25 protein-coding genes are annotated in these 14,755 nt (G+C 45.1%); all 25 read left to right on the top strand.

All coding sequences use genetic code 11. The annotated features are described in order from the left end of the window. Positions 1-13 precede the first annotated feature (13 nt). The 25 genes from rplN (at position 14) to MHI06_RS26025 (ending at position 14,735) form a co-directional block, all read left to right on the top strand. Complete coding sequence (gene rplN / locus MHI06_RS26145; protein WP_169483047.1) at positions 14-382, top strand: 50S ribosomal protein L14; 369 nt, start codon at positions 14-16, stop codon at positions 380-382. Between the two features lie 39 nt (positions 383-421). Then, positions 422-775, top strand: coding sequence for a 50S ribosomal protein L24 (gene rplX / locus MHI06_RS26140; protein ID WP_017692086.1), 354 nt, complete (start codon positions 422-424; stop codon positions 773-775). Positions 776-807: 32 nt separating this feature from the next. Beyond that, the gene (gene rplE, locus MHI06_RS26135; RefSeq protein ID WP_017692087.1) at positions 808-1,350 is read left to right on the top strand and encodes a 50S ribosomal protein L5; all 543 of its coding nucleotides are present in this window, start codon (positions 808-810) and stop codon (positions 1,348-1,350) included. Between the two features lie 73 nt (positions 1,351-1,423). After that, positions 1,424-1,609, top strand: a complete 186-nt coding sequence (locus tag MHI06_RS26130; RefSeq protein ID WP_013312154.1) for a type Z 30S ribosomal protein S14 — start codon at positions 1,424-1,426, stop codon at positions 1,607-1,609. Positions 1,610-1,641: 32 nt separating this feature from the next. After that, positions 1,642-2,040, top strand: a complete 399-nt coding sequence (gene rpsH, locus MHI06_RS26125; RefSeq protein WP_017692088.1) for a 30S ribosomal protein S8 — start codon at positions 1,642-1,644, stop codon at positions 2,038-2,040. Between the two features lie 30 nt (positions 2,041-2,070). Continuing rightward, entirely contained in the window at positions 2,071-2,613 is a 543-nt protein-coding gene (gene rplF / locus MHI06_RS26120) for a 50S ribosomal protein L6 (RefSeq protein WP_017692089.1), read from the top strand. Positions 2,614-2,730: 117 nt separating this feature from the next. Continuing rightward, positions 2,731-3,099 carry a 50S ribosomal protein L18 gene (rplR, locus tag MHI06_RS26115; RefSeq protein WP_017692090.1) on the top strand — a complete coding sequence of 123 codons (369 nt, stop codon included), beginning with the start codon at positions 2,731-2,733 and terminating at the stop codon, positions 3,097-3,099. Positions 3,100-3,126: 27 nt separating this feature from the next. Further along, positions 3,127-3,624, top strand: a complete 498-nt coding sequence (rpsE, locus tag MHI06_RS26110) for a 30S ribosomal protein S5 (RefSeq protein WP_017692091.1) — start codon at positions 3,127-3,129, stop codon at positions 3,622-3,624. Between the two features lie 13 nt (positions 3,625-3,637). Continuing rightward, complete coding sequence (gene rpmD / locus MHI06_RS26105; protein ID WP_017692092.1) at positions 3,638-3,823, top strand: 50S ribosomal protein L30; 186 nt, start codon at positions 3,638-3,640, stop codon at positions 3,821-3,823. 43 nt (positions 3,824-3,866) lie between these two features. Then, positions 3,867-4,307 (top strand): 50S ribosomal protein L15, encoded by a 441-nt coding sequence (gene rplO / locus MHI06_RS26100; protein WP_062836188.1) that lies wholly within the window; start codon positions 3,867-3,869, stop codon positions 4,305-4,307. Beyond that, positions 4,307-5,605, top strand: coding sequence for a preprotein translocase subunit SecY (gene secY / locus MHI06_RS26095; protein ID WP_169483048.1), 1,299 nt, complete (start codon positions 4,307-4,309; stop codon positions 5,603-5,605). Before rplO ends, secY begins: the two co-directional genes overlap by 1 nt. A gap of 90 nt (positions 5,606-5,695) precedes the next feature. After that, complete coding sequence (locus MHI06_RS26090; RefSeq protein WP_036607188.1) at positions 5,696-6,340, top strand: adenylate kinase; 645 nt, start codon at positions 5,696-5,698, stop codon at positions 6,338-6,340. A 3-nt stretch (positions 6,341-6,343) separates the two neighbouring features. Further along, positions 6,344-7,096: a type I methionyl aminopeptidase gene (gene map, locus MHI06_RS26085; RefSeq protein WP_062836189.1), complete on the top strand. Its 753-nt coding sequence runs from the start codon at positions 6,344-6,346 to the stop codon at positions 7,094-7,096. A gap of 10 nt (positions 7,097-7,106) precedes the next feature. Then, positions 7,107-7,415: a KOW domain-containing RNA-binding protein gene (locus MHI06_RS26080; protein ID WP_105406980.1), complete on the top strand. Its 309-nt coding sequence runs from the start codon at positions 7,107-7,109 to the stop codon at positions 7,413-7,415. A 3-nt stretch (positions 7,416-7,418) separates the two neighbouring features. Further along, positions 7,419-7,634 carry a translation initiation factor IF-1 gene (gene infA, locus MHI06_RS26075; RefSeq protein WP_017692098.1) on the top strand — a complete coding sequence of 72 codons (216 nt, stop codon included), beginning with the start codon at positions 7,419-7,421 and terminating at the stop codon, positions 7,632-7,634. Between the two features lie 152 nt (positions 7,635-7,786). Then, positions 7,787-7,900, top strand: a complete 114-nt coding sequence (rpmJ, locus tag MHI06_RS26070; RefSeq protein ID WP_003333770.1) for a 50S ribosomal protein L36 — start codon at positions 7,787-7,789, stop codon at positions 7,898-7,900. A 20-nt stretch (positions 7,901-7,920) separates the two neighbouring features. Further along, entirely contained in the window at positions 7,921-8,289 is a 369-nt protein-coding gene (gene rpsM, locus MHI06_RS26065) for a 30S ribosomal protein S13 (protein ID WP_062329455.1), read from the top strand. A gap of 19 nt (positions 8,290-8,308) precedes the next feature. After that, positions 8,309-8,704, top strand: coding sequence for a 30S ribosomal protein S11 (rpsK, locus tag MHI06_RS26060; RefSeq protein ID WP_017692100.1), 396 nt, complete (start codon positions 8,309-8,311; stop codon positions 8,702-8,704). Between the two features lie 136 nt (positions 8,705-8,840). Continuing rightward, on the top strand, positions 8,841-9,785 hold the full coding sequence (locus MHI06_RS26055; protein WP_017692101.1) for a DNA-directed RNA polymerase subunit alpha: 945 nt from the start codon (positions 8,841-8,843) through the stop codon (positions 9,783-9,785). A 34-nt stretch (positions 9,786-9,819) separates the two neighbouring features. Then, on the top strand, positions 9,820-10,185 hold the full coding sequence (gene rplQ / locus MHI06_RS26050; RefSeq protein WP_105406981.1) for a 50S ribosomal protein L17: 366 nt from the start codon (positions 9,820-9,822) through the stop codon (positions 10,183-10,185). Between the two features lie 158 nt (positions 10,186-10,343). Beyond that, on the top strand, positions 10,344-11,117 hold the full coding sequence (gene truA, locus MHI06_RS26045; protein ID WP_169483049.1) for a tRNA pseudouridine(38-40) synthase TruA: 774 nt from the start codon (positions 10,344-10,346) through the stop codon (positions 11,115-11,117). A 208-nt stretch (positions 11,118-11,325) separates the two neighbouring features. Further along, positions 11,326-11,763 carry a 50S ribosomal protein L13 gene (rplM, locus tag MHI06_RS26040; protein WP_017692104.1) on the top strand — a complete coding sequence of 146 codons (438 nt, stop codon included), beginning with the start codon at positions 11,326-11,328 and terminating at the stop codon, positions 11,761-11,763. Positions 11,764-11,782: 19 nt separating this feature from the next. Further along, the gene (gene rpsI / locus MHI06_RS26035) at positions 11,783-12,175 is read left to right on the top strand and encodes a 30S ribosomal protein S9 (RefSeq protein WP_017692105.1); all 393 of its coding nucleotides are present in this window, start codon (positions 11,783-11,785) and stop codon (positions 12,173-12,175) included. A gap of 155 nt (positions 12,176-12,330) precedes the next feature. After that, positions 12,331-13,287 (top strand): IS30 family transposase, encoded by a 957-nt coding sequence (locus MHI06_RS26030; RefSeq protein ID WP_340399568.1) that lies wholly within the window; start codon positions 12,331-12,333, stop codon positions 13,285-13,287. Positions 13,288-14,042: 755 nt separating this feature from the next. Beyond that, a complete protein-coding gene (locus tag MHI06_RS26025; RefSeq protein ID WP_169483050.1) occupies positions 14,043-14,735 on the top strand; it encodes a phosphoadenylyl-sulfate reductase in 693 nt (230 codons plus the stop codon). The last annotated feature ends 20 nt before the right edge of the window (positions 14,736-14,755 follow it).

The raw sequence follows: 14,755 nt of genomic DNA, 5'->3' as shown, positions 1-14,755 counted from the left end.
GGAGGAATACTAAATGATCCAACCATTTACACGTTTGACTGTGGCTGACAACTCCGGTGCGAAGGAACTGATGTGTATCCGCGTACTCGGCGGTACGGGACGTCGTACAGCTCAAATTGGTGATTTGATCGTTTGTTCTGTAAAACAAGCAACACCAGGCGGCGTTGTCAAAAAAGGTGATGTAGTCAGAGCGGTTGTCGTTCGTACGAAACGTTCTATACGTCGTAAAGACGGTTCCTACATCGGTTTTGATGAAAATGCAGCAGTTGTTGTAAAAGACGACAAAAGCCCACGTGGAACACGTATTTTCGGACCTGTTGCTCGTGAACTTCGCGACAAAGACTTCATGAAAATCGTTTCCTTGGCTCCAGAAGTTATCTAAAGCTTAATCTCGTGATGTTAGAAACAGGAGGTGTACGAAATGCCAAGAGTGAAAAAAGTTCTGGAATCCCATAACAACAAACTTCACGTTAAAAAGGAAGATACGGTTATGGTGATCAGCGGTAAAGACAAAGGTAAAAAAGGCCGTGTCATCGCTGCTTATCCTCGTGAGAACCGCGTCCTTGTGGAAGGTGTTAACATGGTGAAAAAACACCAGAAGCCTAACCAGCAAAATCCGCAAGGAGGCATTATCGAGAAGGAAGCTCCGATTCACGTTTCCAACGTAATGCACATCGATCCGAAGAGCGGAAAAGTAACCCGTGTAGGTTACAAAGTTTTGGATAACGGTAAGAAAGTGCGCGTTGCTAAACGTTCCGGAGAAATTATCGACTAATTGAACCGAATGAGAAAGGAGGGCTATGATTCATGGCATCAAGAATGAAAGAACGTTACCTGCAAGAAATCGCTCCTGCTTTGATGCAGAAGTTCAACTATACAACGGTAATGCAAGTGCCGAAAATCGAGAAAATCGTTATCAACATGGGTGTGGGCGACGCTGTCCAAAACTCTAAAGTGTTGGATTCCGCAGTAAACGATTTGCAACTGATCGCAGGTCAAAAACCTGTAATCACTCGTGCTAAAAAATCTATCGCAGGTTTCAAACTGCGTGAGAATATGCCTATTGGTGCGAAAGTTACATTACGCGGTGAGCGTATGTACTTCTTCCTAGATAAGCTGCTCAACGTAACGCTTCCTCGTGTCCGCGACTTCCGTGGTGTATCGAGCAATGCTTTCGATGGACGTGGTAACTATACACTGGGTCTGAAAGAGCAATTGATCTTCCCGGAGATCGAATACGATAAAGTTGATAAAGTCCGCGGTATGGATATTGTCATTGTAACAACGGCGAAAACAGACGAAGAGTCCCGTGAATTGCTTACGCAAATGGGAATGCCTTTCGTTAAGTAATGTTGGCATAACGTTTCCGGGTGTCTGGAAAGACTCCCTTTTCTCCGAAATTATTTAGGAGGTGTCAGGCTAAGTGGCAAAAACTTCGATGAAAGTTAAACAACAACGTACACCAAAGTTTAAAGTACGTGCATATACACGCTGTGAGCGTTGCGGACGTCCACATTCGGTCCTGCAAAAGTTCAAAATTTGCAGAATTTGTTTCCGTGAATTAGCTTATAAAGGCCAGATCCCTGGCGTGAAAAAAGCAAGCTGGTAAAAAGTCCTGAACGGGAAGGAGGTTAACTCACAATGACTATGTCTGATCCAATTGCAGATATGCTTACTCGTATTCGTAACGCGAACACTGTTCGTCACGAAACAGTAGAAATGCCTGCTTCGACAATGAAAAAACAAATCGCCGATATCCTGAAGCGTGAAGGTTTCATCCGTGACGCTGAAGTTATCGATGATAACAAACAAGGGATTATCCGTGTTTTCCTGAAATACGGTCAAAATAACGAGCGCGTTATCACTGGTCTGAAAAGAATCAGTAAACCTGGTCTTCGTGTTTACACGAAAAGCAACGAAGTACCTCGTGTACTTGGTGGCCTGGGAATCGCGATTATCTCGACATCTAAAGGTATCATGACGGACAAAGAAGCTCGTCAATCGAAATCCGGCGGAGAAGTCGTTTGCTACGTTTGGTAATATAACGTCACAAGATAGGAGGTGCAACATATGTCTCGTATTGGTCGCAAACCAATCACAGTACCAAGTGGTGTAGACATCACCCTGGACAACACCGTTATTACGGTAAAAGGACCAAAAGGAACTTTGACTCGTGAGCTTCATAAAGACATGAAGGTTACAGTTGAAAATAACGAAATCACAGTTGTGCGTCCTTCCGATAACAAAACTCACCGTTCTTTGCACGGCACAACGCGTAGCGTTGTAAACAATATGGTGAGCGGCGTTACTGAAGGATTCGCAAAATCTCTGGAATTGGTTGGGGTCGGATATCGTGCAAGCAAATCCGGAGATAAAATCGTTCTGAACGTTGGCTACTCTCACCCGGTTGAAATTACACCGGAAGCGGGAATCGAATTCGAAGTACCTTCGAATACGAAAATCATCGTTCGCGGAATCGATAAAGAGCGTGTAGGTGCTTACGCTGCTAAAATCCGTTCCGTTCGTGAACCTGAGCCGTACAAAGGTAAAGGTATCAAATATGAAGGCGAGCGTATCATCCGTAAGGAAGGTAAAGCCGGTAAGAAGAAATAAGATTTCTCTTACCGCCTTTGCGCGGCTTTCGGCTTGCTTGCTTCGTGTGTTTCTAATATACCCCGTGGCTTCTGCTTTGAAGCCAGCGAGGTAACCTGAAAGGAGTGAATCTTTGAGATGATTACGAAACCAGATAAAAATAAGGCTCGTCTGAAAAGACACCTTCGTGTTCGTAAGAAAATCCAAGGAACGGCAGCACGTCCTCGTTTGAACGTATTCCGTTCTGGTAAACATATGTATGCTCAAATTATCGATGATGTTGCTGGTGTAACAATCGCTTCCGCGTCTACCGTAGACAAAGAATTGAGCACTGACATCAAAAATGGTGCATCTGTTGAATCAGCTCGTAAAGTCGGCGAACTCGTTGCTAAACGAGCGAAAGACAAAGGTGTTTCCAACATCGTATTTGACCGTAGCGGTTATCTGTACCATGGTCGTATCGCAGCTTTGGCTGAAGCGGCTCGTGAAGCAGGACTTGAGTTTTAAGATATTTTTCAAAAGGAGGTTAACGACTTGCGTGTAGATCCGAATACTTTGGAACTGACTGAAAGAGTTGTAAATATTAATCGCGTAGCTAAAGTAGTAAAAGGCGGACGCCGTTTCAGCTTTAGCGCACTGGTTGTAGTCGGCGACGGCAACGGCTGGGTTGGAGCTGGTATCGGTAAAGCGGGCGAAGTACCTGATGCAATTCGCAAAGGTATTGAAGACGCTAAGAAAAACCTTGTACACGTTCCACTCGTAGGAACATCGATTCCTCACTTGGTAACAGGTAAGTTCGGCGCAGGACGCGTTCTGTTGAAACCAGCATCTGAAGGTACTGGTGTTATCGCTGGTGGTCCTGTACGTGCGGTTCTCGAACTTGCTGGTGTAGGTGACATTTTGACAAAATCTCTGGGTTCTTCGAATTCCATGAACATGGTCAATGCGACTTTGGAAGGTTTGTCCCGTTTGAAGCGTGCTGAAGACGTGGCTAAACTACGCGGAAAATCCGTCGAAGAGCTTCTGGGTTAAGGAGGGAATTCTCATGGCGAAATTAGAAATTACCCTCGTCCGCAGCTTGATCGGACGTCCGGAGACGCAAAGAACAACTGTGAAAACATTGGGCTTGCGCAAAATCAATAGCAAAGTGGTACAAAACGATAATCCTGCCATCCGTGGTATGATTAACAAAGTAAGCCACTTGGTTGCTGTTAAAGAAGTAGAAGCTTAAAAACGGGTTAATCCCACAAATCTTTAAGGAGGTGCAACGAACGATGAAGTTACATGAGCTTTCACCATCTCCTGGATCCCGCAAAGAACGTAAACGTCTTGGTCGCGGTCCAAGTAGTGGTACAGGTAAAACATCAGGTCGCGGTCACAAAGGACAAAACGCTCGTTCTGGCGGTGGAGTACGTCCAGGCTTCGAAGGTGGACAAAATCCATTGTATCGTCGCTTGCCAAAACGTGGTTTTGTAAACCCAACTCGCAAAGAATATGCAGTTGTGAATACTGAAGACCTGAACAGTTTTGCTGCGGGTACTGAAGTAACTCCAGAATTCTTGATGACGAACGGCGTAGTTAAAAACGCTAAATCCGGAATCAAAATCCTGGGTAACGGTGATGTCACTGTGAAGCTGACTGTTAAAGCTAACAAGTTTTCTCAATCTGCTATTGAGAAAATTGAAGCTGCCGGCGGTACAACTGAGGTGATTTAATGTTCAAGACCCTAAAGAATATCTGGCGGGTTGAAGATCTGCGCAAAAGGGTATTATTTACCCTTTTTGTACTGATCATTTACCGCATCGGATCCTTTGTTCCCGTACCGGGAGTTAACAAAGACGTGTTCGAAGCGACAAATTCTGCGGGTAAAGAAGTTTTTGGACTTCTAAATACGTTCTCGGGTGGAGCGCTCTTCCAGTTCTCGATATTTGCGCTCGGGATCGTGCCTTACATCACTGCGTCTATCATAGTACAGTTGCTTTCCATGGACGTTATTCCTAAATTAGCGGAGTGGGCAAAGCAAGGTGAACAAGGTAAGAAGAAATCTGCACAATTGACCCGTTATTTAACCATTGGCCTGGCATTGATTCAAGCGTTTGGTACGTCGATCGGATTCAACCGCTTGTACAATACAGACATGATTCCTAACGCTACTTTTGCAGATTATATCTTGATCGCGATTGTACTTACGGCCGGTACTTCATTCCTGATGTGGCTTGGTGAGCAGATCACCGAGAAGGGCATAGGAAACGGGATTTCGATCTTGATCTTTGCGGGTATCCTATCTACGGTGCCTAACATTATCAAACAAACAATCGAATCCGACTTCATTCAACCTGACCAACTGTTTATGAATATTCTTAAAGGTGTAATCATCGCAATTGTTATTGTGCTGATCATCATAGGGGTCATTTACATTCAGCAGGCGATTCGGAAAATTCCGGTACAGTACGCTAAACGTGTCGTAGGTAACAAAATGTACGGTGGACAGAATACACATATCCCGCTGAAAATTAATGCAGCAGGTGTTATCCCTGTCATCTTCGCATCATCGCTGTTGATGTTCCCAACGATTATCGCCAACTTCTGGGCAGATCGCCTTTGGGCACAGTGGATCGGACAGAACCTGACTACACACAAACCTCTGGGTATGTTGCTGTATGTCGTGATGATCTTCGGTTTCACATTCTTCTATACTTTCGTACAGATGAATCCACAGCAGATGGCTGATAATATGAAAAAGAACGGCGGTTACATCCCAGGCATTCGTCCGGGTAAAGCAACCGAGAAATATCTGACCCGTGTCATGACTCGTTTGACAATGGCCGGAGCCATCTTCTTGGCAGTCATTTCCGTTCTGCCTGTATTCTTAGGGGCACTTTCTGGTTTGCCTCAATCTGCGCAAATTGGAGGAACATCCCTCCTGATCGTTATCGGTGTTGCGCTGGATACGATGAAGCAAATCGAAAGCCAATTGATCAAACGCCACTACAAAGGTTTTATCAATAAATAGGCAATAGGTACCGGTCAAGCTAAGATTTACTTGCCGGCACCTATTGTGCTGTTTGTTGATGTAGGGTAGTCTTGGAGGGAGTGACATAACGTGAACATCCTATTCATGGGCCCTCCGGGGGCAGGAAAAGGAACGCAAGCAGACGTCATCGTGAAAGAGTTCGGTATTCCCCATATTTCAACAGGCGATGCATTTCGTCTCGCGATCAAACAGGGAACTCCCATTGGCATGAAAGCCAAGGAATATATGGATCAAGGATTGCTTGTACCAGATGATGTAACCATTGGCATCGTTGAAGAACGTTTGCAGCAGCCTGACTGCAGAGAAGGTTTCCTCTTGGACGGATTTCCAAGAACTCTTTCGCAAGCAGAAGCGCTTGATGGCATTCTGGATCGATTGAACTCAGGTCTCGATCATGTAATCAACCTGAAAGTGGATCGCAACAAATTGCTGGCTCGTTTGACGGGTCGTCGAATTTGTAAGAACTGTGGTTCCACTTATCATGTGGTATTCAATCCGCCTAAGCAGGAAGGTATTTGTGATAAATGCGCCGGTGAGTTGTATCAACGCTCTGATGATAATGAAGAGAGTGTAGGTACTCGACTGGACGAGTATATCAACAAAACAGCACCACTCCTCACGTTCTATGAGACTAAAGGTCTTCTTCGTCAAATGAACGGAGAACAGGATATCGATCAAGTTTCTCAAGAAATCGTGTCCTTACTGAGAGGTTAATTGATGATCATTGGTAAGTCCGAAACGGAACTGGGCTTGATGAGGGAAGCAGGGAGAATTGTTGCGGAAACGCATCGTCTCTTGGCAGAGCATATCGCTCCCGGTATTACGACTGGAGAACTTGACCATATGGCCGATCAATACATCCGCAGTCAAGGAGCTGTGCCGTCTTTCAAAGGTTATAACGGTTTCCCTGCCAGTGTGTGCGCTTCAGTAAATGAAGAGTTGGTACATGGATTTCCCGGCAAACGCAAGTTGAACGAGGGCGATATCGTTACGTTTGACATTGGCGCGCAGTACCAGGGGTATCATGGAGATTCCGCCTGGACTTATCCGGTCGGCCGTATTTCCGAAGAAGCCCGTCGTCTTCTGGACGTTACCGAGGCTTCGTTATACGCAGGTCTGGCGCTGGTAAAACCGGACGTTCGCTTGTTTACAATATCTCATGCGATTCAGAAATATATTGAAGATGAAGGGTTCTCCGTAGTTCGTGAATATGTCGGTCACGGCATAGGCGCGGATCTGCATGAAGAACCACAGATTCCGAACTATGGTCTTCCCGATCGGGGACCACGGCTTAAAGCGGGCATGGTGCTGGCCATAGAGCCGATGGTTAACGTAGGTAGACGGTATGTGAAAACGTTGGAGGATAACTGGACTGTCGTTACAGTTGATGGAACGTTATGTGCCCACTTTGAACACACCGTAGCAGTTACACCAGATGGTATGGAAATTTTCACGAAACTGAATGCGTAGGTGATAAGGCATGAACAATCAGTCTAATCCGCAGCTCGGTCAACTTGTGAAGATCCGTAAAGGCCGCAATGCGGACCAAGCCGCAGTAATTGTTGCTATAGCGGACAGTAGGTTCGTATATATTGCGGATGGAGACAAACGGAAGTTTGATCAACCCAAGAAGAAGAGTCTTCTTCATCTTGAACTCCAGCCCATGATTAGCAGCGAGGTTGTGAACAGTTTAAACGAGTGTGGTCGGGTGACAAATGGAAAGCTCCGCTATGCGGTTCATTCATTTCTGGAATCCACCAACATTCAAGCTGAAGAGAAAGGAGACTGACTAATGGCCAAGGAAGATGTCATTGAAGTGGAAGGTACGGTTCTCGAACCGCTACCGAATGCAACATTCAAGGTTGAGCTTGAGAACGGTCATCAAATTCTCGCTCACGTTTCCGGAAAACTACGGATGCACTTTATCCGTATCCTGACTGGAGACAAAGTAGTTGTTCAGTTGTCGCCTTATGATTTAACAAAAGGTCGTATAACTTACCGTAAATAGTAGTAGACAGTTGCAATGAACTGTGAAGCTTATGAAGCGGGTTTTGCCCGGCAAAACTTGCGAAAGCTTCGAAGCCGGTTTTACAATAGTAGAACAAGGTCAATGCTTACGAAGAGGGTTTTGCTTAGCAAAACTTTGAGGAGGTAATTCACATGAAGGTAAGACCTTCGGTCAAGCCGATTTGCGAAAAGTGCAAAGTCATTCGCCGCAAAGGGAATGTTATGGTTATCTGTGAAAATCCGAAACACAAACAAAAACAAGGTTAAAGAAGGGGGTGTAGCGTAAAATGGCACGTATAGCTGGTGTGGATTTGCCACGTGATAAGCGCGTTGAGATCGCCTTGACTTATATTTTCGGAATCGGTAAAACGACTTCCCAGAAAATTCTGAGCACAACAGGCATCAATCCGGACACTCGTGTTCGTGATTTGACGGAAGATGAAGTCAGCAAATTGCGTGAAAGTATCGATAAAGAGGTCAAAGTAGAAGGTGACCTGCGTCGAGAAATCTCTTTGAATATTAAACGTTTGACGGAGATCGGTTGTTACCGTGGAGTTCGTCATCGTCGTGGTCTGCCTGTTCGTGGACAACGTACGAAAACGAATGCTCGTACTCGTAAAGGTCCTCGTCGTACAGTAGCGAACAAGAAAAAATAATAAGGGGGGATAAGAGAAAATGGCTAAACCGAAAAAAGTCGTACGTACTAAACGTCGTGACCGTAAGAATATTGAATCTGGCGTGGCGCATATCCGTTCCACTTTCAATAACACTATCGTTACTATTACGGATCCTCACGGAAATGCAATTTCGTGGGCAAGCTCAGGCGGCCTCGGATTCAGAGGTTCCCGTAAATCGACTCCGTTTGCTGCACAAATGGCTGCTGAGACTGCTGCCAAAGCTGCAATGGAACATGGGATGAAAGCCGTTGAGGTTATGGTTAAAGGACCAGGCGCAGGCCGTGAAGCAGCGATCCGCTCTTTGCAAGCTGCTGGTCTTGAAGTTAACCTGATCAAAGACGTAACTCCAGTCCCGCATAACGGATGCCGTCCTCCAAAACGTCGTCGTGTCTAATGAGATTTGCCCCTGCGTGTGGTATATTTCCGGCACAATCTGCTAATAATGGTTGTTTAGGCATACTACTACATGTTTTCGCAAGAGAAGGTAAATGTTTCATAGAGGACCGACGTTTTGAAGGAGGGGTATTGCAGTGATTGAAATCGAAAAGCCGAAAATTGAGACGGTAGACGTCAACGATGATGGCACCTATGGGAAATTCGTAGTAGAACCGCTTGAGCGCGGATACGGTACGACGCTTGGAAACTCGCTTCGCCGAATCTTGCTCTCGTCACTGCCGGGTGCGGCAGTGTCTTCGGTTCAAATCGATGGCGTTCTGCATGAATTTGCTACAGTTCCTGGCGTAATGGAAGATGTTACGGAGGTTATTCTTAACCTGAAAGCTTTGTCGCTTAAGATTCATTCGGATGAGGAGAAAGTGCTCGAGATTGATGCTGAAGGCGAAGGAGCAATTACGGCTGGAGATATCCGTGCTGACTCCGATGTGGAAATCCTTAATCCGGATTTACACATTGCTACGCTCGGACCAGGTTCGAGACTTCACATGCGTATTTTTGCCAATCGCGGTCGCGGCTACGTCCAGGCAGATCGGAATAAACGCGATGACCAGCCGATCGGCGTCATCCCAGTCGATTCCATCTTCACCCCGATCAGTCGCGTTAACTACGCTGTGGAAAATACGCGTGTCGGTCAAGTGACCAACTATGACAAGCTCACGTTGGAAGTTTGGACTGATGGAAGTATTCGTCCTGAAGAGGCTGTAAGCCTTGGCGCTAAAATTTTGACTGAGCATTTGATGCTCTTCGTGGGTCTTACAGACGAAGCGAAAGATGCAGAGATCATGGTCGAAAAAGAAGAAGACAAAAAAGAAAAAGTACTCGAAATGACGATCGAAGAGCTGGATCTCTCTGTTCGTTCCTACAACTGCCTCAAACGTGCCGGTATTAATACTGTGCAAGAGCTGACTACGAAAACGGAAGAAGACATGATGAAAGTCCGTAACCTCGGACGTAAGTCTTTGGAAGAAGTTCAAGAGAAGCTTGAGGAACTTGGTTTGGGACTCCGTACAGAAGAATAGACAGCCGAGTACTTGAAGTGAAGGAGGGAAAACAATGGCATATCAAAAGTTGGGCCGTAATTCCAGCGCACGTAAAGCTTTGTTCCGTGACTTGGTAACCGACCTGTTCTTATACGAACGTATTCAGACAACTGAAGCGAAAGCAAAAGAGGTTCGTTCTATTGCTGAAAAAATTATCACTAAAGCGAAAAAGGGAGATCTTCATGCCCGTCGCCAAGTGGCAGCTTATGTTCGTCGCGAAACTATCGATGGTGAGCAAGATGCAATCCAAAAACTGTTTAGCGAATTGTCTACTCGTTACGCTGAGCGTCCAGGTGGATACACTCGTATCCTGAAACTGGGACCTCGTCGTGGTGACGCTGCGCCAATGGTTTACTTGGAACTGGTAGACCGCGCGTAAAACAGATGAGATGAGGAAAGGGGCAGAATCAACGATTCTGGATTAACCCTTTTTTTCTCTTCATTTCGGATTTCGTGCTGTAATAGAAGCTCCGTAAGGAGCTTCTTTTGCTGTTCGGGATAGGGATATGTATAGTATGGAACAAAGGTGTGGTAATAATGCGGAACTTATGTATGACGTTAACTTATGATGGCACTGCCTATTACGGCTTTCAAGTACAGCCGGGAGGGAATACCATTCAGGACTATCTTGAAGATGCAATTCGTGCACTGACCGGTGAGACTATTAAAATTACAGGATCAGGTAGAACGGATGCAGGTGTTCACGCCCGCAGACAGATCTTCAATTTTCCTACGGAGTCCCAGATCCCGATTGAACGTTGGTGTGGTGCACTCAACTCTAGATTACCATCCGATATTGTCGTTATTGATGCAACTGAGGTGCCGACTAATTTTCATTCTCGCTACGCAGCGAAAAAGAAAACATATCGTTATACTATCAATGCGAATCAATTTCCGGATGTATTCAATAGAAGATTGCAGTATCATCATCATGCGAAGCTGGACATTATGGCAATGCAGGAGGGCTTACGTCACTTCATAGGCACGTATGATTTCACCTCCTTTGCTTCACGCAAGTCTCAGAAAGAGAATCATGTTCGTTCGGTATACGAAGCATGGATGGAAGTGGACCGATCAATGTGCAGAGACCATCCGCGTGATCAGGGTGTCATTCACATTTATGTGAGTGGTAACGGCTTTTTGCAGCATATGGTTCGTATCATTGTAGGGACACTGCTGGTAATCGGAGAGGGCAAACGGAAAGCCTCTGATGTACCGAATATGATTGCTGCATGTAATCGATCTGCTGCAGGACCTACTGCAGTTAGCTGTGGTTTAATGCTCTGGGATCTTGAATACCAAATGGATTAAATTTAGTGAGTAATTACACTTAAATAACACTTGCGATTTAATTGATTATCCTGTAATATAAAAGTTGTGTTTTCTTAATGGCTTTCCCACAGCCCCAATTAAGATGTTCACATCGAAATTTAACAATCCATCAACACCTAAAGTTATAACCTAACGAACGAAGATAAATGAAAATAATGATTTTGAACATTTTAAGGAGGAACTTTTCATGCGTACTACGTACATGGCGAAGCCTAACGAAGTTGAGCGCCAATGGCACATCATTGATGCTGAAGGCAAAACCCTCGGACGTTTGGCGAGCGAAGCAGCTGCTTTGATTCGCGGCAAACATAAGCCACAATTCACTACACACGTGGACACTGGCGATTTCGTTGTTATCATCAATGCTGAGAAAATCGTATTGACTGGTAAGAAAATGCAAGGTAAAAAATACTACCGTCACTCGATGCACCCAGGTGGTTTGAAAGTAACTACGGCTGAAGAAATGATTAAGAACAAACCTGAGCGTGTGTTGGAATTGGCTGTTCGCGGTATGCTTCCTAAAACTCGCATGGGCGAGAAAATGAAGCTGAGACTTAAAGCGTACAAAGGCACTGAGCATCCACATGCAGCACAAAAACCAGAAGTTTACGAACTTCGCGGTTAATTAAAAGGAGGACAGTTTCATGGCACAAGTACAATACTATGGGACAGGTCGTCGTAAACATTCGGTAGCACGTGTTCGCCTTGTACCGGGTGAAGGACGCATTGTCATCAATAAACGTGATATTAATGAATACTTCGGTTTGGAAACACTCAAACTGATCGTAAAACAACCACTGAACTTGACAGAAACGCTTAACAACTATGACGTTCTTGTTATTGCTCACGGTGGCGGAATCTCCGGTCAAGCCGGCGCAATCCGTCATGGTATCTCCCGCGCTCTGCTCAAAGCAGATCCGGAATACCGTGCATCCCTGAAAAAAGCAGGATTCCTGACTCGTGACCCACGTATGAAAGAGCGTAAAAAATACGGTCTTAAAGCGGCTCGTCGCGCACCTCAGTTCTCCAAACGTTAATATTAAAAGCCTTTGGCCCCGGCCAAAGGCTTTTTTATATGACGAATTGTAATATGAAGTGCGACACCTACTGGAAATAAATAAAAAATGGCCCATGGCCGGATTCGTGTAGAATGAAGTCACCACAACACCATTCACACAAGGAGAATCCAACCATGAGCTACAGACATCTTAGCATAATTGAACGTAGCAAGCTAGAAGTCCTCCACAGACAAGGTAGAAGCTCAAGAGCCATTGCGAAAGAACTGGGTAGGCATCCATCGACGATTTGTCGTGAGTTAGATCGGGTGACTTCATCACATCCGTATCAGGCAGAACAAGCTCAGCATGCTTATGAGGAGCGTCGTAAGGCTTCGGTCTCTCCAGGGAGTTGGTCCGATGCCTTGGCTGCTTCACTGGAGGAAAAATTGGAGGCAACGTGGTCTCCGGAACAAATTACCGAACGTTTCCGTATCGAAGGGCGGCATGCAGTCTCTTTCAAAACCATCTATCGCTGGATCTATTCAGGGCGCCTGGTTCGAGGCATATTACAGGTTCTTCGGCATAAGGGGAAGCGTCAGAAACCCGCAGAAACGCGCGGCAAATTCGCCATTGGAAGGACGATTTCAGATCGCCCAAAAGAAGTCCGTTCCCGTGAAACATTTGGGCACTGGGAGTTGGATACCGTTGTATCGGGTCGTGGGAGAAGTAAAGGCTGCGTAGCGACGTTGATTGAACGCAAGACACGTCTATATACCGCTGTTCTCATGCCTGATCGCACCGCTTTGTCGATGGAGATTGCGCTCGGTGTAGCGATCTCACAGTATCCCACGGGAACCTTCCTCACAGCCACGGCTGACCGAGGCAAGGAATTTGCATGCTACGCCCATCTGGAAGCCACCCATAACCTACACGTTTATTTTGCCGATCCGTATTCATCCTGGCAACGCGGTTCCAACGAGAATGCGAATGGATTACTTCGAGAGTTTTTCCCTAAAGGTACCGATCTCGCGAGGGTATATGATGATGATCTCGCTCATTCACTCGACCTAATAAATCACAGACCACGAAAATGCTTGGGTTGGAAGACCGCTCACGAATCTTTCGCAGAAGAACTGTCGCACTTGGTTTGACAATCCGTCATATAATCATGACTAATCCACCTTATACTGCATGAGTTTGTGTATTAGCTCTCATGTCTCTCCACATGCTTATACATTAACCCTACAATGCCTATTCAGAATCCTCTTAATGTTCCTCAATACAATCCTTTAGTGTGTGTTAATACATTTTACATAACCTCTCTAATCGGTTTTACGTCATTCCATTTACTCTTATCCATCTTTCTACCTCCGTTTTCTATAACAGCTCCTTATATGATCATCTATTAGTGCTCACGCTGAATTTACCTGAATTCATTCGGCTTGTTGTTTTCTACTTCACTCTTTAGTGTGAACCTCATCAGTATTTCTTATGGAAACGATAAAAGTCCCTTACATATCAATTGCTATATGTCGCAACTCTGCTCACCTTAAAACTTCTTCATCTCTTTCTTCATTTTCAATAAATTGGTGCCATTTCGATTCTGCTCTTGAAGACATGAACTGTGCAAACCCAACAGCAGCAAAGGTTTCCAAGGTAAGATGATGTATTTTCATCTGCCCGATGACTTGGACCATTCTGATTGTTTTTATCTGAATAACAGAGAAATGCATAAACTGAACTAAAATAATGTGTCTGAGCGACGTTTAAAAGTGGGCAAAAACTGATTTATTTTACCATATGGCAGGCATTGACATCCCCAATGAAAGATTTATACTAAACATAATTCATATTAGATTAGTCGGCTTTAAGATGTATTGAAATGCAGAATGGGGGAAATTCACAGATGAACTTGTTGGAGAAAGAAGAACTTGCACGGACTAAGGCAGAGGAACTGGAGCATGCCAGCCCAGAGGATATTATTCGGTATGCGATTGAAACATTTCCAAATATCACTTTTGCATGTAGTTTTGGTGCAGAAGATGTTGTACTTGTAGATATGGTGCAGAAAATCAGCCCCTCTACAGATATTTTTTATCTCGATACGGATTTTCACTTTAAGGAAACATACGAAACACGTGATAAGATGCAGGAGAACTATAATCTTGATTTTGTACGTGTATCACCTAAGATTACTCCTGAAGAGCAGGCAGCTCAGCATGGTGAAGAGATGTGGAAGTCTGACCCCAACGGATGTTGCAATATCCGCAAAGTCGAGCCGCTGACACGTATTCTTTCACAGTACGATGCATGGATTACAGGTATCCGTAGAGATCAAGCGCCAACTCGTGCAAACTCGAAGAAGGTTGAATATGATTCCAAGTTCGGCCTGATGAAGTTTAATCCGATTGCGCACTGGACGACGGAGGATGTATGGCAATATATTCGTGACAATAACGTTGTATATAACCCACTTCATGATCAGAACTACCCGAGTATTGGTTGTGAGCATTGCACACGTCAAGTTATGCCTGGCGAGGACCCACGTGCTGGACGCTGGTCTGGTAATGATAAAACGGAATGTGGCCTGCATAAATAATTGATAAACAAGGAGCTGAC

The sequence above is a fragment of the Paenibacillus sp. FSL H8-0079 genome (assembly GCF_037991315.1).
In the GTDB taxonomy this organism is placed as follows: Bacteria; Bacillota; Bacilli; order Paenibacillales; family Paenibacillaceae; genus Paenibacillus.
This window is presented reverse-complemented; position numbering and strand designations above follow the sequence as displayed.

Bases quoted from the DNA above. Each gene is read 5' to 3' on its own strand.
- infA (WP_017692098.1), top strand. From the start codon at position 7,419: ATGGCCAAGGAAGATGTCATTGAAGTGGAAGGTACGGTTCTCGAACCG.
- secY (WP_169483048.1), top strand. From the start codon at position 4,307: ATGTTCAAGACCCTAAAGAATATCTGGCGGGTTGAAGATCTGCGCAAA.
- rpsH (WP_017692088.1), top strand. From the start codon at position 1,642: ATGACTATGTCTGATCCAATTGCAGATATGCTTACTCGTATTCGTAAC.
- MHI06_RS26030 (WP_340399568.1), top strand. From the start codon at position 12,331: ATGAGCTACAGACATCTTAGCATAATTGAACGTAGCAAGCTAGAAGTC.
- MHI06_RS26025 (WP_169483050.1), top strand. From the start codon at position 14,043: ATGAACTTGTTGGAGAAAGAAGAACTTGCACGGACTAAGGCAGAGGAA.
- rpsK (WP_017692100.1), top strand. From the start codon at position 8,309: ATGGCTAAACCGAAAAAAGTCGTACGTACTAAACGTCGTGACCGTAAG.
- rplQ (WP_105406981.1), top strand. From the start codon at position 9,820: ATGGCATATCAAAAGTTGGGCCGTAATTCCAGCGCACGTAAAGCTTTG.
- truA (WP_169483049.1), top strand. From the start codon at position 10,344: ATGCGGAACTTATGTATGACGTTAACTTATGATGGCACTGCCTATTAC.
- rplR (WP_017692090.1), top strand. From the start codon at position 2,731: ATGATTACGAAACCAGATAAAAATAAGGCTCGTCTGAAAAGACACCTT.
- map (WP_062836189.1), top strand. From the start codon at position 6,344: ATGATCATTGGTAAGTCCGAAACGGAACTGGGCTTGATGAGGGAAGCA.
- rplN (WP_169483047.1), top strand. From the start codon at position 14: ATGATCCAACCATTTACACGTTTGACTGTGGCTGACAACTCCGGTGCG.
- rpsM (WP_062329455.1), top strand. From the start codon at position 7,921: ATGGCACGTATAGCTGGTGTGGATTTGCCACGTGATAAGCGCGTTGAG.
- rplM (WP_017692104.1), top strand. From the start codon at position 11,326: ATGCGTACTACGTACATGGCGAAGCCTAACGAAGTTGAGCGCCAATGG.
- rplF (WP_017692089.1), top strand. From the start codon at position 2,071: ATGTCTCGTATTGGTCGCAAACCAATCACAGTACCAAGTGGTGTAGAC.
- rplX (WP_017692086.1), top strand. From the start codon at position 422: ATGCCAAGAGTGAAAAAAGTTCTGGAATCCCATAACAACAAACTTCAC.
- MHI06_RS26080 (WP_105406980.1), top strand. From the start codon at position 7,107: ATGAACAATCAGTCTAATCCGCAGCTCGGTCAACTTGTGAAGATCCGT.
- rpmJ (WP_003333770.1), top strand. From the start codon at position 7,787: ATGAAGGTAAGACCTTCGGTCAAGCCGATTTGCGAAAAGTGCAAAGTC.
- rplO (WP_062836188.1), top strand. From the start codon at position 3,867: ATGAAGTTACATGAGCTTTCACCATCTCCTGGATCCCGCAAAGAACGT.
- rplE (WP_017692087.1), top strand. From the start codon at position 808: ATGGCATCAAGAATGAAAGAACGTTACCTGCAAGAAATCGCTCCTGCT.
- rpsI (WP_017692105.1), top strand. From the start codon at position 11,783: ATGGCACAAGTACAATACTATGGGACAGGTCGTCGTAAACATTCGGTA.
- rpmD (WP_017692092.1), top strand. From the start codon at position 3,638: ATGGCGAAATTAGAAATTACCCTCGTCCGCAGCTTGATCGGACGTCCG.